The sequence below is a fragment of the Amycolatopsis vancoresmycina genome (assembly GCF_000716785.1).
Lineage (GTDB): Bacteria > Actinomycetota > Actinomycetes > Mycobacteriales > Pseudonocardiaceae > Amycolatopsis > Amycolatopsis vancoresmycina.
Genome location: NZ_JNYY01000006.1, coordinates 474,374 through 495,424, shown reverse-complemented (window position 1 = coordinate 495,424; position 21,051 = coordinate 474,374). Strand labels below are relative to the sequence as shown.

At 70.8% G+C, this 21,051-nt stretch carries 24 protein-coding genes; 11 read left to right on the top strand and 13 right to left on the bottom strand.

What is annotated here, in order from left to right; all coding sequences use genetic code 11:
• Positions 1-105: 105 nt before the first annotated feature.
• A complete protein-coding gene (locus OO60_RS17400; protein ID WP_003081722.1) occupies positions 106-357 on the bottom strand; it encodes a hypothetical protein in 252 nt (83 codons plus the stop codon).
• A gap of 226 nt (positions 358-583) precedes the next feature.
• Here OO60_RS17400 and nth point away from each other — a divergent pair, with 226 nt between their 5' ends.
• Genes nth through OO60_RS17380 form a run of 4 tightly spaced genes read left to right on the top strand, consistent with a single transcriptional unit; the run spans position 584 to position 3,741 of the window.
• Positions 584-1,267: an endonuclease III gene (nth, locus tag OO60_RS17395; RefSeq protein ID WP_003081719.1), complete on the top strand. Its 684-nt coding sequence runs from the start codon at positions 584-586 to the stop codon at positions 1,265-1,267.
• Complete coding sequence (locus OO60_RS17390; protein ID WP_003081716.1) at positions 1,264-1,863, top strand: TlpA family protein disulfide reductase; 600 nt, start codon at positions 1,264-1,266, stop codon at positions 1,861-1,863. Before nth ends, OO60_RS17390 begins: the two co-directional genes overlap by 4 nt.
• Positions 1,860-2,552 carry an NUDIX hydrolase gene (locus tag OO60_RS17385; protein WP_003081714.1) on the top strand — a complete coding sequence of 231 codons (693 nt, stop codon included), beginning with the start codon at positions 1,860-1,862 and terminating at the stop codon, positions 2,550-2,552. The genes OO60_RS17390 and OO60_RS17385 overlap by 4 nt, the downstream gene beginning before the upstream one ends.
• Positions 2,553-2,556: 4 nt before the next feature.
• Positions 2,557-3,741 carry a MarP family serine protease gene (locus OO60_RS17380; RefSeq protein ID WP_003081712.1) on the top strand — a complete coding sequence of 395 codons (1,185 nt, stop codon included), beginning with the start codon at positions 2,557-2,559 and terminating at the stop codon, positions 3,739-3,741.
• Between the two features lie 50 nt (positions 3,742-3,791).
• On the opposite strand, the gene OO60_RS17375 is transcribed toward OO60_RS17380, so the two are convergent.
• On the bottom strand, positions 3,792-4,700 hold the full coding sequence (locus tag OO60_RS17375) for a GntR family transcriptional regulator (RefSeq protein ID WP_003081711.1): 909 nt from the start codon (positions 4,698-4,700) through the stop codon (positions 3,792-3,794).
• 109 nt (positions 4,701-4,809) lie between these two features.
• On the opposite strand from OO60_RS17375, the gene OO60_RS17370 reads away from it, so the two are divergent.
• Complete coding sequence (locus tag OO60_RS17370; protein WP_003081710.1) at positions 4,810-5,898, top strand: FAD-dependent monooxygenase; 1,089 nt, start codon at positions 4,810-4,812, stop codon at positions 5,896-5,898.
• On the opposite strand, the gene OO60_RS17365 is transcribed toward OO60_RS17370, so the two are convergent.
• Genes OO60_RS17365 through nhaA form a run of 3 tightly spaced genes read right to left on the bottom strand, consistent with a single transcriptional unit; the run spans position 5,885 to position 8,538 of the window.
• Complete coding sequence (locus OO60_RS17365) at positions 5,885-6,808, bottom strand: alpha/beta fold hydrolase (RefSeq protein WP_003081709.1); 924 nt, start codon at positions 6,806-6,808, stop codon at positions 5,885-5,887. The two genes, OO60_RS17370 and OO60_RS17365, sit on opposite strands and share 14 nt — an antisense overlap.
• Positions 6,809-6,813: 5 nt before the next feature.
• Positions 6,814-7,308, bottom strand: coding sequence for a phage holin family protein (locus tag OO60_RS17360; protein ID WP_003081708.1), 495 nt, complete (start codon positions 7,306-7,308; stop codon positions 6,814-6,816).
• A 42-nt stretch (positions 7,309-7,350) separates the two neighbouring features.
• Positions 7,351-8,538, bottom strand: coding sequence for a Na+/H+ antiporter NhaA (nhaA, locus tag OO60_RS17355; protein ID WP_003081707.1), 1,188 nt, complete (start codon positions 8,536-8,538; stop codon positions 7,351-7,353).
• Between the two features lie 189 nt (positions 8,539-8,727).
• Between nhaA and OO60_RS17350 the strand changes: the two genes are divergently transcribed.
• On the top strand, positions 8,728-10,185 hold the full coding sequence (locus OO60_RS17350) for a peptide MFS transporter (RefSeq protein ID WP_003081706.1): 1,458 nt from the start codon (positions 8,728-8,730) through the stop codon (positions 10,183-10,185).
• On the opposite strand, the gene OO60_RS17345 is transcribed toward OO60_RS17350, so the two are convergent.
• On the bottom strand, positions 10,182-10,910 hold the full coding sequence (locus OO60_RS17345; RefSeq protein WP_003081703.1) for a VIT1/CCC1 transporter family protein: 729 nt from the start codon (positions 10,908-10,910) through the stop codon (positions 10,182-10,184). The genes OO60_RS17350 and OO60_RS17345 overlap by 4 nt on opposite strands.
• A gap of 118 nt (positions 10,911-11,028) precedes the next feature.
• Here OO60_RS17345 and OO60_RS17340 point away from each other — a divergent pair, with 118 nt between their 5' ends.
• Both OO60_RS17340 and OO60_RS17335 read left to right on the top strand, forming a co-directional pair.
• Positions 11,029-11,382 carry a cupin domain-containing protein gene (locus tag OO60_RS17340; protein WP_003081695.1) on the top strand — a complete coding sequence of 118 codons (354 nt, stop codon included), beginning with the start codon at positions 11,029-11,031 and terminating at the stop codon, positions 11,380-11,382.
• A 53-nt stretch (positions 11,383-11,435) separates the two neighbouring features.
• Positions 11,436-11,747: an EthD family reductase gene (locus tag OO60_RS17335; protein ID WP_003081694.1), complete on the top strand. Its 312-nt coding sequence runs from the start codon at positions 11,436-11,438 to the stop codon at positions 11,745-11,747.
• A 62-nt stretch (positions 11,748-11,809) separates the two neighbouring features.
• On the opposite strand, the gene OO60_RS17330 is transcribed toward OO60_RS17335, so the two are convergent.
• The 3 genes from OO60_RS17330 to OO60_RS17320 form a co-directional block, all read right to left on the bottom strand.
• A complete protein-coding gene (locus OO60_RS17330) occupies positions 11,810-12,286 on the bottom strand; it encodes a DUF6319 family protein (RefSeq protein ID WP_003081691.1) in 477 nt (158 codons plus the stop codon).
• A gap of 141 nt (positions 12,287-12,427) precedes the next feature.
• Positions 12,428-14,410 (bottom strand): acetate--CoA ligase, encoded by a 1,983-nt coding sequence (acs, locus tag OO60_RS17325; RefSeq protein ID WP_003081690.1) that lies wholly within the window; start codon positions 14,408-14,410, stop codon positions 12,428-12,430.
• Positions 14,411-14,510: 100 nt separating this feature from the next.
• On the bottom strand, positions 14,511-15,113 hold the full coding sequence (locus tag OO60_RS17320; protein ID WP_003081689.1) for a GNAT family N-acetyltransferase: 603 nt from the start codon (positions 15,111-15,113) through the stop codon (positions 14,511-14,513).
• A 113-nt stretch (positions 15,114-15,226) separates the two neighbouring features.
• On the opposite strand from OO60_RS17320, the gene OO60_RS17315 reads away from it, so the two are divergent.
• Both OO60_RS17315 and OO60_RS17310 read left to right on the top strand, forming a co-directional pair.
• Complete coding sequence (locus tag OO60_RS17315) at positions 15,227-15,724, top strand: phosphoribosyltransferase (RefSeq protein ID WP_003081688.1); 498 nt, start codon at positions 15,227-15,229, stop codon at positions 15,722-15,724.
• Positions 15,717-16,439, top strand: coding sequence for a Fic family protein (locus OO60_RS17310; RefSeq protein ID WP_003081686.1), 723 nt, complete (start codon positions 15,717-15,719; stop codon positions 16,437-16,439). Before OO60_RS17315 ends, OO60_RS17310 begins: the two co-directional genes overlap by 8 nt.
• Here OO60_RS17310 and OO60_RS17305 read toward each other — a convergent pair.
• Positions 16,436-16,741, bottom strand: coding sequence for an ArsR/SmtB family transcription factor (locus OO60_RS17305; protein ID WP_033261747.1), 306 nt, complete (start codon positions 16,739-16,741; stop codon positions 16,436-16,438). The genes OO60_RS17310 and OO60_RS17305 overlap by 4 nt on opposite strands.
• Before the next feature lie 61 nt (positions 16,742-16,802).
• Here OO60_RS17305 and OO60_RS17300 point away from each other — a divergent pair, with 61 nt between their 5' ends.
• On the top strand, positions 16,803-17,999 hold the full coding sequence (locus tag OO60_RS17300; RefSeq protein ID WP_051767708.1) for an MFS transporter: 1,197 nt from the start codon (positions 16,803-16,805) through the stop codon (positions 17,997-17,999).
• Here the strand turns inward: OO60_RS17300 and nicT are convergent.
• The 3 genes from nicT to OO60_RS17285 are packed head-to-tail and all read right to left on the bottom strand — an operon-like array spanning position 17,932 to position 21,003.
• Complete coding sequence (gene nicT / locus OO60_RS17295) at positions 17,932-19,023, bottom strand: Nickel transporter NicT (protein ID WP_033261746.1); 1,092 nt, start codon at positions 19,021-19,023, stop codon at positions 17,932-17,934. The genes OO60_RS17300 and nicT overlap by 68 nt on opposite strands.
• 52 nt (positions 19,024-19,075) lie before the next feature.
• Complete coding sequence (locus OO60_RS17290) at positions 19,076-20,005, bottom strand: N-acetylmuramic acid 6-phosphate etherase (protein ID WP_003081672.1); 930 nt, start codon at positions 20,003-20,005, stop codon at positions 19,076-19,078.
• Between the two features lie 23 nt (positions 20,006-20,028).
• Complete coding sequence (locus tag OO60_RS17285; RefSeq protein WP_425304651.1) at positions 20,029-21,003, bottom strand: MurR/RpiR family transcriptional regulator; 975 nt, start codon at positions 21,001-21,003, stop codon at positions 20,029-20,031.
• Positions 21,004-21,051 lie beyond the last annotated feature (48 nt).

Here is a 21,051-nt window from a genome sequence, read left to right as displayed (position 1 = left end):
TGGAGGAGCGTGACGCCGATCACTTGCGCGTCAGTCTAGGGCGTACTCCCGAGATCGCCCGCCGGACGCGCGGTCCGCCCAAACGATCTCGTTCGAACGTGGAGCCTAACTCCGCACGCGACGCGCGCGTAGCCTGGCTGCCCGTCCGCCCAGCCTACGGAGCCGGAACAGCTCCAGCGCGCGGCCGATGCCGTGCCCGTAGAGCGCCCTGACCTCGTTGGGCTGCGCCTGCTCGAGGAACTCTTCGACCTCGTTCTCCTGCACCGCGACGTGCTTCAGCCTGCTCTCGACGCGCTCCATGCCGAGCGCGAAGAACATGATCACCAAGGGGACCAGGATGACGAACCAGACGGTCATGACCGGACCCCGAAACACTCGATGGAAAGCATCTACTCCAGATCCTCGCTCATGGCGGCCGGAAAACGCGCCGAGGTGGTGCTCTGGCGTGTCGGTCGTCCACCGGTGCAGTCACCGGCTCGTCCGACGGCGCCCGTAGGCTATCGGGGTGCCACCTGCCACCACGAACGCCCCCCGTGAGGGCGCTGGTGAAAGCCGGTTAGCTCTGGTGAGACGCGCCAGGCGGATGAAGCGTTGCCTGGACGACGTGTATCCCGACGCCCACTGCGAGCTCGACTTCACCACCCCGCTGGAACTGCTGGTCGCGGTCGTACTGTCCGCGCAGACCACCGACGTCCGGGTGAACCTCGTCACGCCCGCGCTGTTCAAGCGCTACCGGACCGCCGCCGACTACGCCGGCGCCGACCGCACCGAGCTGGAGGAGTACCTCCGGAGCACCGGCTTCTACCGGGCCAAGGCGAACTCCGTCATGGGCCTGGGCGCCGCCTTGGTCGAGCGCTTCGGCGGCGAGGTCCCGGCCAAGCTCGAGGACCTGGTCACCCTGCCCGGTGTCGGCCGAAAGACGGCCAACGTCGTCCTCGGCAACGCCTTCGACGTGCCGGGGATCACCGTCGACACCCACTTCGGCCGGCTGGTCCGGCGCTGGGGCTGGACGGCGGAGGAGGACCCGGTCAAGGTCGAGCACGCGATCGGTGAGCTGATCCCCCGCAAGGAGTGGACGATGCTCTCCCACCGGGTGATCTTCCACGGCCGCCGCGTCTGCCACGCCAAGAAGCCGGCCTGCGGTGCCTGCCCGCTGGCCAAGGACTGCCCGTCCTACGGCACCGGGCCGACCGGGTTCGAGGAAGCCGCGAAGCTGGTCAAAGGCGAAGAAAAGGACCACATCCTGGCGCTGGCGGCGCCCCGGTGACGAGAGTCACCAAGTGGGCACTCGCCGCCGCCGTGCTCGCGGTGGCGCTGATCGTCGCGCTGCTGCCGCGTGGAGGTGATGACACCGCCGCGAAGCCGTCGGGGGACCTCGCGCCCGCCCGGTCCGCGGCGGCGCTCCAGCCGTGCCCGGCCGCGGGTGCGGCCCAGCCGGTGAAACAGCTCGAAGGTGTCACGGCGGACTGCCTCGGCGACGGCGGGAGCGTCGACGTCGGGAAGGCCCTCGCCGGGGCTCCGGCGCTGGTCAACGTGTGGGCGTCGTGGTGCCAGCCGTGCCGGACCGAGCTGCCCGTGCTCCAGGAGTACGCGAAGCAGCCGGGTGCCGTGCGCGTCCTCGGCGTCCAGGTGCAGAGCCCGGCGAAGGACGGCCTGGACCTGCTGGCGAAGCTGGGGGTGCACCTGCCGTCGGTGTTCGACGGCGACGGGCAGACCGGCCCGGTCCGGGCCGCGCTGAAGGTGCCTTCGTCGCTCCCGGCGTCCTACCTGGTCACCGCCGGCGGCGAAGTGCGGTTCATCGCCAATCCTCGCTCGTTCGTGAACACTGACCAGGTGCGCGCGGCAGTCGAGGGGGCATCGTGATCGGACCACTTGTCGAACCCGAGTCGGTGCCCGAGTGGCTCCGGCCGCTGGTCAAGGTGAGCGGCGAGGTCGATTCGAAGACGTTCACCCGGTTCAGCCCGCCCGAAGACGCCTACACCCGGCCGGCCGCCGTCCTCATCCTCTTCGGTGAACGCGAAGCCGACGGCGAGCCGGACGTCCTCCTGCAGCGCCGCGCCGACACGCTGGGCTCGCACGCCGGTCAGGTCGCCTTCCCGGGCGGCGGCGCCGAGGACGGCGACGGCGGCCCGATCGGCACCGCGCTGCGCGAGGCCGAGGAGGAGACCGGCGTCGTCCCGTCCGGCGTCCGGCCGGTCGCGGTGCTGCCGGAGCTGTTCGTCCCGGTGTCCGGCTTCGCCGTGACGCCGGTGCTGGCGCACTGGGCCGAGCCGTCGCCGGTGCACGCGGTCGACCCGGCCGAGACGGCGTCCGTCGCCCGCGTGGCCATCGCCGACCTGGTCGACCCGGCCAACCGGTTCACGGTGCAGAAGAAGGGCATGCCGTGGAAGGGGCCGGCCTTCGAGGTCGGCGGCCTGTTCGTCTGGGGGTTCACGGCCGGGTTGCTGTCGGTCCTCCTCGGCCTGGGAGGCTGGGAGCGTGACTGGGACCCGGATGACGTCCGGGACCTCGACGAGGCACTGGCCGCGTTCCAGGCGCGGGTGAAGGGGTGACGCGGTGAACTGGGTCGATGTGCTGGTGCTGCTGCTGGCGCTGCTGGCGGCCGTGTCCGGCGCATACCAGGGGGTGATCATCGCGCTGCCGTCGCTGGTGGGCGTCGTGCTCGGCGCAGTCGCCGGCATCAAGCTGGCGCCGGTCGTGGTCGCGTTCTTCGACGACCCGGTCTGGAAGGTCGCCTTCGCCGTGGCGACGGTGGTGTTCCTGGTCGCCTTCGGCGAGGCGATCGGCGTCTACGTCGGCCGCCGGCTGCGGCAGAAGATCAACCCGGACCGGTTCTCCGGCATCGACAAAACGCTCGGCGCGATCGTGCAGGCGCTGGTCGTGTTCGTGGTGGCGTGGCTGATCGCGACGCCGCTGACGACCGTGTCCGGCCTGCCCGGGCTGGCCAAGGCGATCAACGGCTCGGTGGTGCTCGGCAAGGTCAACGACGCCATGCCGGCGGCCGCCCAGGGCTTCCCGAGCCAGCTGCGCAAGCTGCTCGACGCGTCCGGCTTCCCGTCCATCGTGGACCCGTTCCAGAAGGCGCCGACGGCGGACACCTCGCCGCCGGACCCCGCGCTGCAGCGCAGCGGGATCGTCCAGGACCTGCACGGCAGCGTGGTCAAGATCCGCGGCACCGCCAGCTCGTGCTCGCGGTCGCTGGAGGGCAGCGGGTTCGTGATCGCGCCGCAGCGGGTGATGACGAACGCGCACGTCGTGGCGGGCACCGACACCGTCGGCATCGAAACGACCCAGGGCGACTTCCCGGCCCGCGTCGTCTACTTCGACCCCGAGGTCGACATCGCGGTGCTCGCGGTGCCGCGCCTGCGGGCCCCGGCCCTGCCGTTCGCCCCGGAAACGGCGACGGCGGGCGACAGCGCGATCGTGCTCGGCTACCCGCTCGACGGCCCGTACCGCGCGACACCGGCCCGCGTACGCGGCCGGATCAACCTCCGCGGTCCGGACATCTACGAGGCCAACACGGTGCAGCGCGACGTCTTCACGGTCCGCGCGGAGATCCGCAGCGGCAACTCGGGCGGCCCGATGGTGACCCCGGACGGCAAGGTGATCGGCGTGGTCTTCGGCGCGGCGGTGGAGGACCCGGAGACGGGCTTCACGCTGACGGCCGAGCAGGTCCGCGCGGAGGTCGACGCGGCCCCCTCGCAGACGACGAACGTGTCCACCGGCTCCTGCGCGGCCTAACGCCCGGCTGAGTGGTCTGCCGCGGCTTGTCGTGAGTGGTAAGGCGGGTTCTAACCCGCCTTACCACTCACGACATCCCGGTGACCGAAGCGCAGGGCGACGCCGTCCAGCAGGGCACGCAGGCCCGACTCGAAGAGGTCGTCCAGGACGAGGTCGTAGCCGGTCTCCTCGAGTTCGCGGAGCATCTTGGCGAACACCGGGCGCCCGGTGGTCATCGGGCCCATCGAGGGGAGCTGGCGGTCCATCCACTCGTCCTCGGACAGCCCGGACGCGGCCAGCGCGTGCTGCTCGCGTTCGAGGTGGATCGCGATGCCCTGGACGTAGCTGAAGAACAGGACGTGCAGGTCGCACAGCGTGGCCGCGTCGACGCCGAGTTCGGACAGCGCCGTGAGCGCCCACTCGCCGTGCAGGCCGAGGTTGCGCAGCGGCAGCGGCCGCGTGATCGGGCCCAGCTGGGCCAGCCACGGGTGCCGCCGGAAGAGCGACCAGAGCGTGCGGGCGCCGAGCGTCAGGCGTTCGCGCCAGTCGCCGGACGGCTTCGCCGGGTAGCCGCGCTCGCCGAACGCCGCGTCGGCCATCAGCAGCACCAGCTCGTCCTTGCCCCGCACGTACCGGTACGGCGCCATCGCCGCGACGCCGAGGCGGGCCGCGACCCCGCGCATCGACAGCGCGGCGAGGCCCTCGGCGTCGGCGATGGCGATGGCGGTCCGCACGAGCCGTTCGCGGGTCAGCCCGCGCTGGCCACCGCGGCGCTCGGGCTCGGCGACGACCGTGCCGGACCGCGGCTCCGCGCGGACGAGTCCTTCCTGGCTCAGCTGGGCCAGCGCCTTCGCCGCGGTCGCCATCGCCACGCCGTGGTCGGCCGCGAGCCGGCGGGTCGAGGGCACCCGCGCGCCCGGCGGGAGCTCGCCGCGCGTGATGCGGCCCCGCAGTTCGTCGGCGATGGCCACGTACTTCACGATCGGCTCCTGACCTAGTACAGACAGCCATCTGTACTAGTACAGAAATGGCTCTTGAGCTGTGTTGACTCCACTGTGGTGCGGACAAGCGTACGACTCTGGAGGCACAATGCGGAACATCCTGATCTCCGGCGCCGGTGTCGCCGGCGGCACCCTGGCCTGGTTCCTGGCCCGTGAGGGCTGGGCGGTGACCGTGGTGGAGCGGGCGCCCGGCCCGCGCACCGGCGGCCAGGCGATCGACGTCCGCGGGGTGGCACTCGACGTCGTCGACCGGATGGGCCTCGGCGAGCGGATGCGGGCGGTCCGCACCCGGATGCGCGGGATGTCCGTGGTGGACGGCGAGGGGCACGAGCTGTTCCGGTCCGAGGAGCACACCTTCAGCAGCGGACGGCTCGACAGCGCGGACTTCGAGCTCCTGCGCGACGACGTCGTCGCGATCCTGGGCGAGGCACCCGGCGTCGAGTACGTCTTCGGCGACTCGATCACGGCGTTGACCGAAGAAGCCCACGGCGTGCGCGTCGAGTTCGAGCACGGTGGCTTCCGGACGTTCGACCTGGTCGTCGGGGCGGACGGCCTGCACTCGGCCGTGCGGCGGCTCGCCTTCGGCCCGGAGAAGGACTTCACCCGCCACCTCGGCCAGTACCTCGCGATCTTCCCGACGGCCAACTTCCTCGGCCTCGAGGACTGGCAGGTCTGGTTCCGGCACGAGCACACCGGCGGCGCGGTCTACCCGGTCCGCGGCAACACGGAACTGCGCGTCACCCTCGGCTTCGGCTCGGAACCGCTGCCGCGGCTGACCGTCCCGGAGCAGAAGCGGCTGGTCGCCGAGCGGCTCGCCGGCGTCGGCTGGGAGGTGCCGAAGCTGCTCGAAGCGATGGCCGCCGCGGACGTCTTCTACTTCGACGCCATGGCCCAGATCCGCCTCGACCGCTGGTCGGCCGGCCGGGTCGTGCTGGTCGGCGACGCCGGCTACTGCGCGTCGGCGCTGTCCGGCCAGGGCACGAGCCTCGCCCTCGTCGGGGCGTACGTCCTCGCGCAGGAGCTCGGCCGGGCGGGCCACGAAGCCGCCTTCGCGGCTTACGAAACGCGAATGCGGCCGTTCGTCGCGCTCAACCAGGCGCTGGCCACGGAGAACCCGGAAGGCCCGGCGTCGGAAGAGTCGGTGGAGCGGGCGAAGAACGCCATCAGCCTCGATTGAGGAAGTCCACCAGGGCCGCCGACGTGCGGTCCGGAACCTCGAGGTGGGGGAAGTGCCCGACGCCGGACCAGATCTCCGGTTCGGCGTGCGGGCCCGCCCAGCGCGCCGACGACATCGCCGTTTCGGGCAGGATGCAGGTGTCCTCGGCGCCGTGCAGCTGCAGCGTCGGCGCCGCGATCCGGGTGCCGACGGCGTCGGTGAAGCGGCGGCCTTCGCCGCGGAACTGGGCGCGGAACGCCCACCGGTAGTACTCGAGCGCGCTGTGGGCCACCCCGGGCACGAGCATCGCCTGCCGGAACGCGTCGACGCTGGCGTCGAAGTCCGGGGTGGCCCGCCAGCGGCGGCCGGCCCAGCCGCCGAAGAGGTCCTCGACGGCCCGGGCGTCGTCCTTCACGAGCCACTTCTCCGGCGCCATCGGCACCTGGAAGCGGAAGAGGTGCCCGGCCGCGCGGCCCTGGCCGCCCCACGGGCGGACCGACGAGCGCAACGCCAGCGGGTGCGCGGCGCCGATCGCCGTCACCGACGACACGAGCCGCGGGTGCAGCGCCGCGACCGTCCAGGCGAGCAGGCCGCCCCACGCGTGCCCGGCGAGGTGCGCCCGGCGCGCGCCGAGCGATTTGATCAGCCCGCCGACGTCACCGGCGAGCGTCCAGGCGTCGTAGCCGCGGGGCGGTTTGTCGGAGTCGCCGTAGCCGCGCAGGTCGACGGCGACGGCGCGGAACCCGGCCTCGGCCAGTGCGTGCAGCTGGTGGTGCCAGGCCCACCAGAACTCGGCGAACCCGTGCAGCAGCACCACGACCGGCCCGTCGCCGAGCTCGGCGACGTGCAGGCGGATGCCGTTCGCGGACACGTCGCGGTGGACCCACGGGCCGTCGAGCCGGACGATCGACGGGTCGGGGGACGCGTGCAACGAACTCAGTCGCGCGTGGTCGTCAAGTCGCCTTCGGGCGCGCGCTGCGGCTTGAGCGCGGCGGCGGTCTCCTTGACGCTGGCGATGGTCCGTTCCGGTGCCTTGAACTTCTTCACCTTGCGGTAGCCCAGGAACCCGGCCACGCCCGCGACGAGCAGCATCAGGAAGAACACGATGCCGAACGCGATCCAGCGGTAGCGCAGCCACTGGGCCAGCCCCTCGGCCGCGAAGAAGAACAGGAAGAACGTGCTGTACAGGAAGACCGTCAGCGCGATCAGGAAGAAAACGGCCCCCTTGAGGCCCTTCTTCACCTCGCCGACCAGCTCGGACTTCGCCAGCTCCATCTCGGCCCTGACCAGGGTGGAGATGTGCTGGGTCGCGTCGCCGACCAGGCGGCCGATCGACTGGTCGCCGGGGACGTCGGCGGCGGAGGACAGCGGGAGGTAAGGCACGGCCCCCACGCCGTCGGGACCGGTGCGCTCGTGTTTGGGGCTGCTCACCGGGTCATCGTGCCATGTGTCCCGAAACCGGGCGCGGCGGACTCACAGTGTGTCGTCGATTCGCGCGTGAACCTTGCTACGGCGGAGTAGCAAGGCCGCCGCCAGCAGGGACGCCGTCGCCGAAGCGATCAGCACCGCCGCCTTCGCCAGTTCGCTCGCCTCGCCCGGCAGCGCCAGCTCCGCGATCAGCAGGCTGACCGTGAACCCGACCCCGCCGAGCACGGACAACGCGGCCAGATCGCGCCAGCCCATCCCGCGCGGCTTCTCCGCCAGCCGCAGCTTCACGGCGAGCAGGCCGGCCCCGAGGATCCCGACGACCTTGCCGCCGAGCAGCCCGGCCAGCACCGCGAGCGGCAACGCCGTCGTGAACACCGCGCCGAGCGTGTCGGCGTTGACCGAGATCCCGGCCGCGAACAGCGCGAACACCGGCACCGCGACGGCCGCCGACCACGGCTGGAGCCGGTGTTCCAGCCGCAACGCGGGCGCCTCCGCTTCGCCGTCGTCGGCGCGGACGCGGGTGAGCAGGCCGAGCGCGACACCGGCGATCGTCGCGTGGATGCCCGCCGAGTGCACCGCGATCCAGGTGACCAGTGCCAGCGGGACGTACACCCACGGCATCCGGACCCGGCGGTGCTGCAGGAACGCGTACAGGGCGAGCGCCACGACGGCGACGGCCACCGCGACCAGGTCGAAGCCGGTCGTGAACAGCACGGCGATGACGATGATCGCGCCGAGGTCGTCCACCACGGCGAGGGAAAGCAGGAAGACCCGTGCGCTCGACGGCAGGTTCGACGCCGTCAGGGCCAGCACGCCGAGGGCGAACGCGATGTCCGTGGCGACCGGGATCGCCCAGGCCCGTTCCATGCCCGGCGTCCCCCACCCGACGGCCAAGGCCACGAGCGCGGGCACGACCATCCCGCCCAGCGCGGCCACGACCGGCAGGATCGCCTGCTTGAACCGGGACAGCTCGCCGATGACGAGTTCGCGCTTGAGTTCCAGCCCGGCGACGAAGAAGAACAAGGCGAGCAGGCCGTCCTTGGCCCAGTCGCCGATCGTCAGGTTCAGGTGGAGGAACTCCGGGCCGAGCCGGAAGTCGCGCAGCGCGTGGTAGCTGTCCCGCAGCGGCGAGTTGGCCCAGAGCAGCGCGACCGCCGTCGCGCCGAGCAGGATCAGCCCGCCGGTCGTCTCGGTGCGCAGGTACCGGGCGAATTCGCTGAACGGGCGGGACATCGGGGCGGCTCCTGGGGTCGCTGATCACTGTTGCCGACCAGCCTTCCCGGCGCACCTTGAGGAAATTTTAACACCGCTTTGTCACGCATTGTCATGACGGCCGCCACACGGGGTGCCGGTGGTGGGTAACCGGCTGTGCTCATAGCATGCCAAGCGACAACGAAGTCCCTAGACAAAGGAAGACGAGTTGTGAGCACCTCCACCGAGGTCCAGCAGGACACGAGGTTCTTCGGGCACCCACGAGGGCTGGCGAACCTCTTCGGCGTCGAGATGTGGGAGCGGTTCTCCTACTACGGGATGCTCGGCATCCTGCCGATCTACCTGTACTACAAGGTCGAACAGGGCGGGTTGGGCCTGGCGCAGGAGTCCGCGCTCGGCATCGTCGGCGCGTACGGCGGCCTGGTGTACCTCTCGGCCGTCATCGGCGCGTGGGTGGCCGACCGCCTCCTCGGCTCCGAACGGACGCTGTTCTACAGCGCCGTGCTGATCATGATCGGCCACCTCAGCCTGGCGCTGCTGCCGGGCCTGGCCGGCATCGGCGTCGGCCTCGTGTGCGTCGCGGTCGGCAGCGGCGGGCTGAAATCCAACGCGACGGCGATCGTCGGCACGCTCTACGCCGAAGGTGACGAGCGGCGCGACGCGGGCTTCACGATCTTCTACATGGGCATCAACCTCGGCGGCTTCGTCGGCCCGCTGCTGACCGGGCTGGCGCAGACCGAGGTCGGCTTCCACCTCGGCTTCGGCCTCGCCGCGATCGGCATGGCGCTCGGCCTGACCCAGTACGCGATCGGCCGCAAGAACCTCGGCGACAAGGCGAAGGAGGTGCCGAACCCGCTGCCGGCGCCCCAGCGCTTGCTGGCGATCGGTGCCGCCGTCGTGCTGGTGGCCGCGGTGGTGACCCTGGTCCTCACCGGCGTCGTCAACCCGGGCAACCTCGCCGACGTCGTCGTGTGGGTGGTCGGCGTGATCTCGGTGGTCTACTTCCTCGTCATCCTGACCAGCGGCAAGATCACCGCGGTCGAGCGCAGCCGGGTGTTCTCCTTCATCCCGATGTTCATCGCCAGCGCGGTGTTCTTCTCGCTGTACCAGCAGCAGTTCACGGTCGTCGCGGCCTACACGGACCAGCGGCTGAACCGGAGCCTGTTCGGCTGGGAGATGCCGGTGTCCTGGGTCAACTCGATCAACCCGGTGTTCATCATCGTCTTCGCCCCGGTGCTGGCGGCGCTGTGGACGAAGCTGGGCGACCGCCAGCCGTCGACGCCGATGAAGTTCGTCCTCGGCACGGTGCTGATGGGCGCGGCCTTCCTGCTGTTCCTGCCGATGGTGGGCAGCGGCAAGAACGCCAGCCCGATCCTGGCGATGGTCGGCATCCTCTTCGTGTTCACGATCGCCGAGCTGTGCCTCTCACCGGTCGGGCTGTCGCTGTCGACGAAGCTCGCGCCCGAGGCGTTCCGGACGCAGATGGTGGCGCTGAACTTCCTGTCCATCTCGTTCGGCACGGCGATGTCCGGCAAGCTCGCCGAGTACTACTCCGTCGACGACGAAGCGCCGTACTTCAGCACGGTCGGCCTGGTCGCCGTCGGCGTGGGCGTGCTGCTGTTCCTGGGCATCCCGTTCATCCGCAAGCTGATGAAGGGCGTGCACTAGCCGACGGTGACTCCGAAGATCACCCCGACGAAGTAGGTCACCACCATCGTGAGGGCGCCGACGCCGACGTTGCGGAGGATCGCGCGCCCCACGTTCGCGTCGCCGAGCCTCGCGCTGACCCACCCGGTCAGCGTGAGGCCGACGACGACCGCGGCCGCGCACGCCCACACCCGCAGGGAGACGCCGGCCCAGGCGATCGAGAGGATCGGCAGCAGCGCGCCGACCGAGAACGCGAGCAGCGACGCCCACGCCGCCTGCCACGGGCTGGTGAGGTTGTCCGGGTCGATGCCGAGTTCGGCTTCGGCGTGCGCCTGCAGCGCGTCCTTTTCGGTCAGTTCGCGGGCGACCCGGCCGGCCAGCTCCGGCGACAGGCCCTTGTCCTCGTAGATCTGCGCGAGCTCGCGTTCCTCGGCCTCGGGCATCGTCTTGAGCTCCTGCTTTTCCAGCCGGAGCAAGGCCTGTTCGGTGTCGCGCTGGGTGCTGACGGAAACGTATTCGCCACCGGCCATGGAAAAGGCGCCGGCGACGAGCCCGGCGATGCCGGCGGTCAGGATCGTCGTGCTTTCCGTGGTCGCCCCCGCGACGCCGACGACGATCCCGGCGACGGAGACGATCCCGTCGTTCGCCCCGAGCACCCCGGCCCGCAGCCAGTTCAGTTTCCCGCCCACGCCCTGGTGCGGTTCGTGGGCGTGCTCCACGGCGTCACCGTCGATCGTTTCGGTCACCGGACCAGTGAAACACGAACCCGGAATGGTGGCGAGAGCCGGTCTTTTTGTCAGGTGCGCCTAAATAACGGCTGCCTTACCTAAGTGGTCCTGTGTGGACTCTCAGCCGTTCCGCGTCATGATGGACGGCATGGAAGAGCAGGTGTGGCAGCCGCTGGCCACGGTCGAGGGCTTGCCGCTGCTGGGCGGCGAAGGCCGGTTCCGGCTGCTGGAAACGGCGGAGAGCGGCCTGGCGTACTTGATCCACTACCCGGCCGGAGTGGCCTCGCCGCCGCACGCGCACGACCACGACTCGATCGTCTACGTGCTGTCGGGCCGGCTGCGCGGAGCGGTCGACGGCGTGGAGGCCGTCCTCGAACCGGGCGATTCGGTCGTGCACCCGCGCGGAGTCACCCACCACGTCGAGGCGCTGACGGACGCGATGTGGGTGGAGTTCAAGTCCCCGCTGCCGGTCCGCCCGCCGATCGCCTGAGCGGCCGGGAAACCCGGTTGCGATCGCGCGCGGCGCTGGCAGGGTGAGGTTCCATGCACAAGCTGGTGGTTCTGTACCCCGAGCCCGCCGACCCCGCCCACTTCCGTGACTACTACGTGACCACCCACCTCCCGCTGGTCGCGCAGATGCCCGGCCTGCTCGCGTGGCGCTACAGCTTCGACGTGGCCGCGACGCCGGGCGGGCCGCCGTACTTCGCGATCTTCGAAGCCGAGTTCGCCGACGAGGCGGCGATGACCGCGTCGAGGGAGTCTCCGCAAGGCCGTCGGGTCTCCGCCGACGTCGCCAACTACGCCACCGGAGGTGCGGTCGTCCTCCACTACCCGGTGCAGGAGGGGAAAGCCTGAGCCCGGAAAAGCGGAAACGCCCGGCCCGCGCGAAGCGGACCGGGCGTTTCCTGGAGTGAAGCTCAGGCGTCCAGCTCGGCGAGGGCCTGCTTGGCCTTCTCGAGCTCGGCTTCCAGCGCGGCGACCTTCGCGGCCTGCGCCTCGCGGGCCTGGTTGATCACCTCGTCGATCGGGCCGGACAGGTCCGCGTGCAGCTCCTTGGCCGCGCGCGAGACGGCCGCCGCCGGGATCTCGAGGCCCTTCGCGACCCACTTCGAGCCGTTCTTCAGCTCGGCCTGCCACTCGCCGTCGGCCGTGCCGGTGACCGTCAGGGTCAGCTCGACCGTGCGGGTCTTCTTCGCCGTCGACGCCGTCGCACCCTTCGGGCGGCCGCGCTTCGGCTTGGGGGCCTCCTCTTCCTCGGTGGCCGGCGTGGCCGGCTCCTCCGAAGCGGAAGCCGGGGACGCGGACTCGGTGACGGCCGCCTCGTCAGTGGCAACAGCAACAGCCGGGGCTTCGGCAGCCGTTTCCTCGTCGTGCGTCAGGACATCCACGGTCATCGTCGTGTCGTCTCCTTGCCCGGGAAGTGGGTGTGGTTCGCGGCACAGCGTAGAACATGCGTTCGACTCGTGCCACACGGGGTGTCATGACAGAGCCCTCCCGGCGCGAAGCCGGAAGGGCTCTGACGGAAGAACGCTAGCTCACTCCTCGGACTTGCCCGACTGCAGGCCCGACGAGATCAGGTCCATCACCGACGAGTCGGCCAGCGTGGTGACGTCCCCGACCTGCCGGTTCTCCGCGACGTCCCGCAGCAGCCGTCGCATGATCTTGCCCGAGCGCGTCTTCGGCAGCTCCGGCACGACCATGATCTGCCGCGGCTTCGCGATCGGTCCGATCTCCTTGGCGACGTGGTTGCGCAGCGCCTGGATGGCCTCTTCGCCACCGTCGACGGCGTTGCCGCGGAGGATCACGAACGCGACGATGCCCTGGCCGGTCGTCGGGTCGGTCGCGCCGACGACCGCGGCCTCGGCCACCGTCGGGTGCGAGACCAGCGCCGACTCGACCTCCGTCGTCGAGATGCGGTGGCCGGACACGTTCATCACGTCGTCGACGCGGCCCAGCAGCCAGACGTCACCGTCGTTGTCGTACTTCGCGCCGTCGCCGGCGAAGTAGAAGCCCTGGTCCTTGAAGCGCGACCAGTACGTCTCCTTGAAGCGCTCTTCGTCGCCCCAGACGCCCCGCAGCATCGACGGCCACGGCTTGTCGAGGACCAGGTACCCGCCGCCGCCGTGCCCGACCTCGGTGCCCTGGTCGTCGACGACCTTCGCGGAGATGCCCGGCAGCGCCTTCTGCGCCGAGCCCGGCTTGGTCGAGGTGACGCCCGGCAGCGGCGAGATCATGATCGCGCCGGTTTCGGTCTGCCACCACGTGTCGACGATCGGGGCCTTGCCGGCGCCGATGTTCTCGCGGTACCAGATCCACGCCTCGGGGTTGATCGGCTCGCCGACCGAACCCAGCACACGCAGCGACGACAGGTCGTACTTCTCCGGGATTTCCGCGCCCCACTTCATGAAGGTGCGGATCAGCGTCGGCGCCGTGTAGTAGAGGGAGACCTTGTACTTCTGGACGATCTCCCAGTGCCGCCCCTCGTGCGGGGTGTTCGGCGTGCCTTCGTAGACGACCTGCGTGACGCGGTTCGCGAGCGGCCCGTAGACGATGTAGCTGTGGCCGGTGATCCAGCCGATGTCCGCGGTGCACCAGTAGACGTCTTCGCCGGCCTTGTGGTCGAAGACGTTGTGGTGCGTGTACGCGGTCTGCGTCAGGTAGCCGCCCGAAGTGTGGAGAATGCCCTTCGGCTTCCCGGTCGTGCCGGACGTGTACAGGATGAACAGCGGGTGCTCGCTGTCGAAGGCTTCGGGAGTGTGCTCTTCGGACTGTCCGTCGACGAGCTCGTGCCACCAGACGTCCCGCGAGTCCGTCCACGGCACTTCGCCCTCGAGCTGGTCGCCCGTGCGCTTCACGACGATGACCTTCTCGACGGTCTCGGCGCCTTCGAGCGCTTCGTCGACGTTGGCCTTCATCGGCGCGGCCTTGCCGCGGCGGAACTGGCCGTCGGAGGTGATCACGACCTTCGCGGCGGCGTCGTCGACGCGGGCTCGCAGCGCCGTCGGGGAGAAGCCGCCGAAGACGACGTTGTGCAGCGCGCCGATCCGGGCGCACGCGAGCATCGCGAAGATGGCCTCGGGCACCATCTGCAGCTGGATCGCCACGACGTCGCCCGCGGTCACGCCCAGCGACGTGAGCGCGTTGGCGGCCTTGGAAACCTCGGTCTTCAGCTCGGCGTAGGTGATGTCCCGGGTGTCGCCCGGTTCGCCGACCCAGTGGATCGCGACCTGCTCGCCGTGGCCGGACTCGACGTGCCGGTCGACGCAGTTGTAGGCGACGTTCAGCTTGCCGCCGACGAACCACTTCGCGAACGGCGCATTGGTCCAGTCCAGTACCGTGGTCCACTTCGTGTCCCACGTGAGCCGCTCGGCCTGCTTCGCCCAGAACGCTTCGCGATCGGCATCCGCTTCGGCGTAGAGATCGGCCTTCGCATTGGCCTGAGCGGCGAAATCATCGCCGGGCGGGAAGGTGCGGCTCTCGGTGAGCAGGTTGTCCAGTGCTGGGGACTGCTCGGTCATGGTTGCAAGGCCTCCTGTAGTGCGCCGAAACGACGGCTAGCGGCACGCTAGCGACGTTAGCCCGCCTTGTAAAAGGTTGCACCCACGTTGCCCGGCCGGTTCACCTCGCCAGGCGAGCCCCGGTGACTAAGCGTTCGCTCAGCCGTGCCTTCGCGGCGGGCCATTCCGGCGCCAGCATCGAATAGGTGACGGTGTCGCGCGACGAGCCGTCCGGCCGGATCCGGTGCGCCCGCAGGACGCCTTCGCGAAGCGCGCCAAGCCGTTCGATGGCGCGCTGCGACCGGAGGTTGCGGATGTCGGTCTCCCACGAAACGCGTTGCGCGCCAAGGGTTTCGAACGCGTGGGTGAGCAGCAGCAGCTTCGACTCGGTGTTCAGCCCGGTGCGCTGCCAGTCCGCGCCGATCCACGTGTGCCCGATCGAGAGGATCCGGTGCGCCTCGACGACCTGGTAGTACGACGTCGTGCCGGCGACCCGGCCGGAGGCGACGTCGAGCTGCACGAACGCCCGGCGTGCGGGGTCGGCGAGCGCCTGCTCGACCATCCGCTCCGCCGCGGGAAGATCCCCCGGCTGCCGGATGCTCAGCCACGCCCAGATGCCCGGGTCGGCGCCCGCTTCGAGGAGGCCCTTGGCGTGCTCGGGGGTCAGCGGCTCCAGGCGGACGTGCTCGCCGGCCAGCGTCGGGCGTGTGTTCCAGTCGTTCACCCGATCACGGTAGAACGGGTATTGGCTGCTCAGGATAGCCAATTTCCGAGCATCTTCAGAGTCCACTTCTGGGTTGCCTATGCTCGGCTGACCACGACGGAAGGGCAGGCTCGATGGCCGAGGAGCGGGAAGAGCTGAGCTGGGAGCTGTTCGGCACGGCGAGCCGTGAACTGGCTCACACCATCGCCGACGACGGCTTCGCGCCGGACCTCATCCTGTCCATCGCGCGCGGCGGCCTCTTCGTCGCCGGCGCTCTCGGCTACGCCCTCGACGTGAAGAACCTGCACGTGATGAACGTGGAGTTCTACACCGGTGTCGACCAGCGGCTCGACCTGCCGGTGATGCTGCCGCCGGTGCCCAACGTCGTCGACCTGACGAGCAAGAAGGTGCTGATCGCCGACGATGTCGCCGACACCGGCGCCACGCTCAAGCTGGTCCGCGACTTCTGCCTCGAGCACGTCGCCGAGGTCCGCTCGGCCGTCGTCTACGAGAAGCCGCATTCGACGGTGAAGTGCGAGTACGTCTGGCGGCACACCGACCGCTGGATCAACTTCCCGTGGTCGGTCCTGCCGCCCGTGGTCTCCCGCGAAGGCCAGGTTCTCGATGCCTGATCCGCTGAAGCCCCTCCTCGACCTCGAAGGCGTCGCGGCGGCGGCGAAGTCCGCCCAGGACGCCGTGTTCGCGGTCCACCGCCTCCCGGCGAACCTCCGCGGCGGCGCGGCGACGGCGGCGGAGGCGTCGGTGCGGGCCGCCCGCGCGTCCGCCGGCATCGAGGGCGCGAACCCGGAACTGCCGCTCGACGGCGCGGTGGCCGACCCCGTCCTGGCGGGCGCCCTGCGCGTCGCGGAAACGCTCGAAACGCTGCTGCCGACGTGGCGCCGCGCGCCGCTGCAGGCGCTGGCGCGGCTGCACGTCCTCGCCGCGGCGGACCTCGTCGACGACCTGGACGCACTGGGCCGCCCGCATTCCGGCGGCGGACGGCTCGAGCTGCTCGCCCAGCTGGTGACGGGAGCGACGTCGGTGCCGGGCCCGGTCCTGGCGGCGGTGGTGCACGGGGAACTGCTGGCGCTCAAGCCGTTCGGCAGCGCGGACGGCGTCGTCGCCCGCGCGGCGGCACGGCTGACGATGGTCGCGATGGGCCTGGACCCGAAGTCGCTGAGCGTTCCCGAAGTGGCGTTCTTCCGCCGGGTGCCGCGCTACCTCGAAGCGGCGGAGGGCTTCGCGAGCGGAACGCCGGACGGCGTACGCGAGTGGCTGCTCTTCTGCTGCGAAGCGTTCGAAGCGGGCGCGCGGGAAGCGAAGTCCATTTCGGACGCGGCTTCCTAAGCCAGCACGGCGTTCAGCAGGCCGGGAAACCGCTCCTGCAGATCGTCGCGCCGCAGCACGATCCACCGCCGCCGGCCTTCCACGGTCGTCGTCGTCAAGCCGGCTTCGCGCAGTACGCGCCAGTGGTGCGAAAGCGTCGCGGCGCTGATGTCGACGTCGTACTCCTCGAGCGCGCAACTGCGCGGCTCGGTCTCCTGCGACAGCTCGCGGACGATCTCCAGGCGCACGGGGTCGGCGAGCGCCTGCAGCACCGTCACGATCTCGATCGCGTCGCGCGCCGGCTGGGGCAGCGTCCTGGCCACCACGGCCTCCCAACACTTGGATCGTTTGACAACCATCGAAGTGTACCGCCACGATGACCCTATGACGATTCGACGATCATCTAATGATCGGCTGGGGGTCCTGCTCGTCCTCGCGGTGGGCACGTTCACCGTCGGCACCGACGGGTTCGTGCTCAACGGCCTGCTCCCGGTCATCGCCGCCGACCTGCGGGTCACGGAGTCCGCCGCGGGCCAGCTCGCCACGGTCTTCGCCCTGACGTACGCGGTCGCGTCGCCGCTCATCGCCGCGTTCACCGGCACCTGGGACCGCCGGTGGGTGCTGGCGGGCGGCATGGTGCTGTTCACCGCCGGCATGGCGGGTCAGGCGCTCGGCCCGACGTTCGCCGTGGTCGCCCTCGCCCGGCTGGTCGCCGCGGTCGGCGCGGCCGCGTTCCAGTCCAACGCCTACGTCCTCGCCGGTGCGTTGTCCTCCGCCGAGCGGCGGGGCCGGGCGCTGGCCACGGTCGCCGCCGGCATGAGCGTGTCGACGGTGCTCGGCGTGCCGATCGGGGTGCTGGCCGGGACGTGGTTCGGCTGGCGGGCGGTGATGTGGGGCATCGGGGTGGTGGCGGTCGTCGTCGCGGTGCTGATCCCGGTCATCCCCGAGGTCCGCGTGCCGGCGGCGGGGCTGCGGGAGCGGCTCGCCGTCGTCGTGCGCCCGGCCGTGGCCCGGGTCCTGCTGGTGACGGTCCTCGGCACGCTCGCCGGGTTCACCGTCTTCGTCTACCTGCCGGTGCTGGTCGCGCCGGTGGCGAGCGGGGCCGTGCTGTCGTGGGTGCTGGTCGGGTTCGGCCTCGGCCAGCTCGCCGGGACGACGGTGACCGGCCGGGCCACCGACCGCCTCGGCCCGGGGCGCGTCCGCGCGCTTTCCCTGGCCGGCATGGCGGTCGTGCTCGCCGTCGTGGACCTCGCGGTGCTGTCCTTGCCCGGCGCCCTGCTGTTCGCGCTCCTCGCCGGGGCGTTCGGCGGGATGCTGATGGTGCCGCAGCAGCACCGGCTCTTCACGATCGCGCCGGACGTCCCGACGGTGGCGCTCGGCGTGAACGGCTCGGCGATCTACGTCGGCGGGGCGCTCGGTTCGGCGCTCGGCGGCCTCGTCCTCGCCGCCGCGGGAGCGTCGTGGATCGGACCGGCCGGCGCGCTCGCCGCCGTCGCCGCGCTCGCCCTGTGCGTCAACCGGACAGCTTCGCCGACCACTTCTCCTCGATCCGCCCGAACCGCCACACGGCCAGCGCGATGACCCACGTCAGCACGAACAACCCGACGATCCCGAAGCCGACGTAGTCCAGGTCGACCGAGGCGATCGCGGCCAGCGGCCCGGACGTGATGTCCAGCTTCTCGGCCAGGATCGACACGAGTTCGATCGTCCCGATGAGCAGCGCCACCGCGACCGACAGCGCGGTCACCGTGAGGTTGTAGAAGATCTTGCGCACCGGCTTCGCGAACGCCCAGCCGTAGGCGAAGTTCATGAAGCAGCCGTCCACGGTGTCGAACAGGGTCATCCCGGCGGCGAACAGGACCGGCAGCACGAGGATCGCGTACCAGGGGAGGGCGAAGGTCGCCGCGCCCGCGGCCAGCACGAGCAGCCCGATCTCGGTCGCGGTGTCGAACCCCAGCCCGAACAGCAGCCCGACCGGGTAGATGTGCCACGGCTTGCGCACGGCCTTCGTCGCGCCGCGCAGCAGCCGGTTCAGCACGCCGCGGTTGTCCAGCTGGCGTTCGAGCGCGGCCTCGTCGAACTCGCCGCGGCGCATCTGCTTGAAGACCCGCAGGATCCCGACCAGCACCACCAGGTTCAGGATCGCGATCACGTACAGGAACACCCCGGACACCGACGTCCCGATCAGCCCGGTCGCCTGGTGCAACGCCGAGGAGTCGTCCTCGACCTGGCCGGCCAGCGCGCGGACGCCGAGGGACAGCAGCAGGCACAGCGCGAAGACGATCGTCGAGTGCCCGAGCGAGAACCAGAACCCGACCGACAGCGGCCGCCTGCCGTCGGCCATCAGCTTGCGCGTGGTGTTGTCGATCGCGGCGATGTGGTCCGCGTCGAAGGCGTGCCGCATCCCGAGCGTGAACGCGGTGACGCCGAGCCCGATCCCGAACACCCCGGACGTGCCCAGCGCGTAGTGGTGCGGTGCGACGAACGCCGTGAGCACGCCCCAGCCCACGACGTTCAGCAGCAGGATGAACCCGCCCATCCCGCCGACCGACACCCACTCGCGACGCGACAGCCTGCGCCGCGAGTCCTCCGTCGTGCCCGCCATCGCCACCCGCCCTTCCTCATCTGAGAGGTTAGGCAGATGAACAGATGAAGGTCTAGCTCGCGCGCACCCTGAGAGTGTCCAAGGCCTTACGCACGTGCCCGCCGGACGCGTGCAGCGCCTTCGCCGCGCTCTTCACGTCCTCGCCGGACAGCAGGTGCACCAACGCCACCTTGAGGTCGCCCCCGGCCTCGGTGAGCGCGTCCGAGCAGTCCGCCATCGTCATGCCGGTGGCTTCCTGCAGGATCCGGATGGTCCGGCCGCGCAGCTTGGCGTTGGTGGCCCGCATGCTGACCATCAGGTTCGAGTAGGTCCGGCCCAGCTTGATCATCGTCGCCGTGGAGAACGACGTCAGGATCATCTTCTGCGCCGTGCCCGCCTTCATCCGGGTCGAGCCGGCGATCGCCTCCGGGCCGGTGTCGACGGCGATGAGCACGTCCACCCCGGCCGGCTTCGCGGCCTTCGGGTTGCCCGAGACCAGCCCGGTCCGGGCGCCCTGGCGCGACGCGGCCAGCAGCGCGCCCAGCACGTACGGCGTCCTGCCCGACGCCGTCAGGCCCAGCACGAAGTCGCCGGGCTGGACCATCGCGGCCATCTCGGCCGCGCCCGCCGCCGAGTCGTCCTCGGCGTTTTCGACGGCGTGGCGCAGCGCGCGCTCGCCGCCGGCGTGGTGCGCGATGAACCAGTCGCCCGGCACGTTGAACGTCGGCACCAGCTCGGCCGCGTCCAGGGTGGCCAGGCGCCCGGACGTGCCCGCGCCGACGTAGTGCACCCGGCCGCCCGCCCGCAGGGCGTCGACCGCGTAGTCCACCGCGTGCGCCACCTGGGGCAGCACCGCGGCGACGGCACCGGGGACCGTGCGGTCCTCGGCGTTGATCGCGCCCAGGATCCCCGCGGTGGACATCAGGTCGATGTCCTTGGTGCGGGGATTGCGGGTCTCGGTCGGCGAATCGACGTGCACCGCCTGCATGGGGACGGTCATCATGCGCCTCACTTTTTCTCCGGGCATTACTTGCCGGTTTCCCGCGGACGGCGACGACCGTCCGGCCTGACCCCCAAGCGGTGCGAGCCGACGGCGTCCCTGGTCGCGTCCAGGGCGCTGACCGACGCGTCCATGTGCCGCTGCGCGACGCCGATGAACAGGCAGTCGATGACGGTGAGCTGGGCGATGCGGCTCGCCGTCGCCCCCGAACGGAACGTGGTTTCCCGGGCCGCGGTCGTCAAAACGTGGTCGGCGACCTCGGTGATCGGGGAGCGCGGGAAGTTCGTCACGGCGATGGTGATCGCGCCGTGCTCGCGCGCCACGCGCAGCGCCTCGACGGTGTCGGTGGTCGCGCCGGTGTGCGAGACGCCGATCGCGACGTCACCGGGGCTCAGCACCGCGGCCGAGGTGAGCATGATGTGCGTGTCCGACCACGAGAAGCACACGCGGCCGATGCGGTGCAGCTTCTGCTGCAGGTCGGCGGCGACGAACGCGCTGGCGCCCACGCCGTAGACGTCCACCCGGCCGGCGCTCGCCACGACCTCGATCACCCGCTCCAGGGTGGCGACGTCGAGCTGGTCGGCCGTCTCCTCGACCGCCCGCGCGTCGGCGAAGCTGACCTTGCCGATGACGGCGGCCAGGTCGTCCTCCGGGCCGATCTCGCCGCCGAGGTTGCGCGTGGTGCGCGCCTCGGTGCGCGCGGTGTCCGCGGCCAGCGCGATGCGCAGCTGCGGGTACCCGCCGACGCCGACGGCCTTGCAGAACCGCGTCACCGTCGTCTCGCTCGTGTTGGCGGCCAGGGCCACCTCGGTGATGCTGCGCCTCGCGACGGACGCGGGGTCTTCCAGCACCACCTTGGCCACGCGCTGCTCGGCGCGGGCGAGTCCGGGGAGGAGCGACCGGATCCGGACCAGCGGACTGGAATCGGCGTCACGCACGGCCGGCTGGACCGATACGGGCTCGGACGGTGCCGTGCCGACTACGGATTCGGTATCACTCACCGTCGGAAAGTTACTAACCGTTGGCATCTGCGACAAGGCTACCCACAC

What these genes read in the sequence shown, in the direction of transcription:
- OO60_RS17400 (WP_003081722.1), bottom strand. Translation starts at nt 357, where the DNA reads ATGACCGTCTGGTTCGTCATCCTGGTCCCCTTGGTGATCATGTTCTTC.
- acs (WP_003081690.1), bottom strand. Translation starts at nt 14,410, where the DNA reads ATGACCGAGCAGTCCCCAGCACTGGACAACCTGCTCACCGAGAGCCGC.
- OO60_RS17290 (WP_003081672.1), bottom strand. Translation starts at nt 20,005, where the DNA reads ATGATGACCGTCCCCATGCAGGCGGTGCACGTCGATTCGCCGACCGAG.
- nicT (WP_033261746.1), bottom strand. Translation starts at nt 19,023, where the DNA reads ATGGCGGGCACGACGGAGGACTCGCGGCGCAGGCTGTCGCGTCGCGAG.
- OO60_RS17330 (WP_003081691.1), bottom strand. Translation starts at nt 12,286, where the DNA reads ATGACCGTGGATGTCCTGACGCACGACGAGGAAACGGCTGCCGAAGCC.
- OO60_RS17370 (WP_003081710.1), top strand. Translation starts at nt 4,810, where the DNA reads ATGCGGAACATCCTGATCTCCGGCGCCGGTGTCGCCGGCGGCACCCTG.
- nhaA (WP_003081707.1), bottom strand. Translation starts at nt 8,538, where the DNA reads ATGTCCCGCCCGTTCAGCGAATTCGCCCGGTACCTGCGCACCGAGACG.
- OO60_RS17310 (WP_003081686.1), top strand. Translation starts at nt 15,717, where the DNA reads ATGCCTGATCCGCTGAAGCCCCTCCTCGACCTCGAAGGCGTCGCGGCG.
- OO60_RS17335 (WP_003081694.1), top strand. Translation starts at nt 11,436, where the DNA reads ATGCACAAGCTGGTGGTTCTGTACCCCGAGCCCGCCGACCCCGCCCAC.
- OO60_RS17300 (WP_051767708.1), top strand. Translation starts at nt 16,803, where the DNA reads ATGACGATTCGACGATCATCTAATGATCGGCTGGGGGTCCTGCTCGTC.
- nth (WP_003081719.1), top strand. Translation starts at nt 584, where the DNA reads ATGAAGCGTTGCCTGGACGACGTGTATCCCGACGCCCACTGCGAGCTC.
- OO60_RS17340 (WP_003081695.1), top strand. Translation starts at nt 11,029, where the DNA reads ATGATGGACGGCATGGAAGAGCAGGTGTGGCAGCCGCTGGCCACGGTC.
- OO60_RS17315 (WP_003081688.1), top strand. Translation starts at nt 15,227, where the DNA reads ATGGCCGAGGAGCGGGAAGAGCTGAGCTGGGAGCTGTTCGGCACGGCG.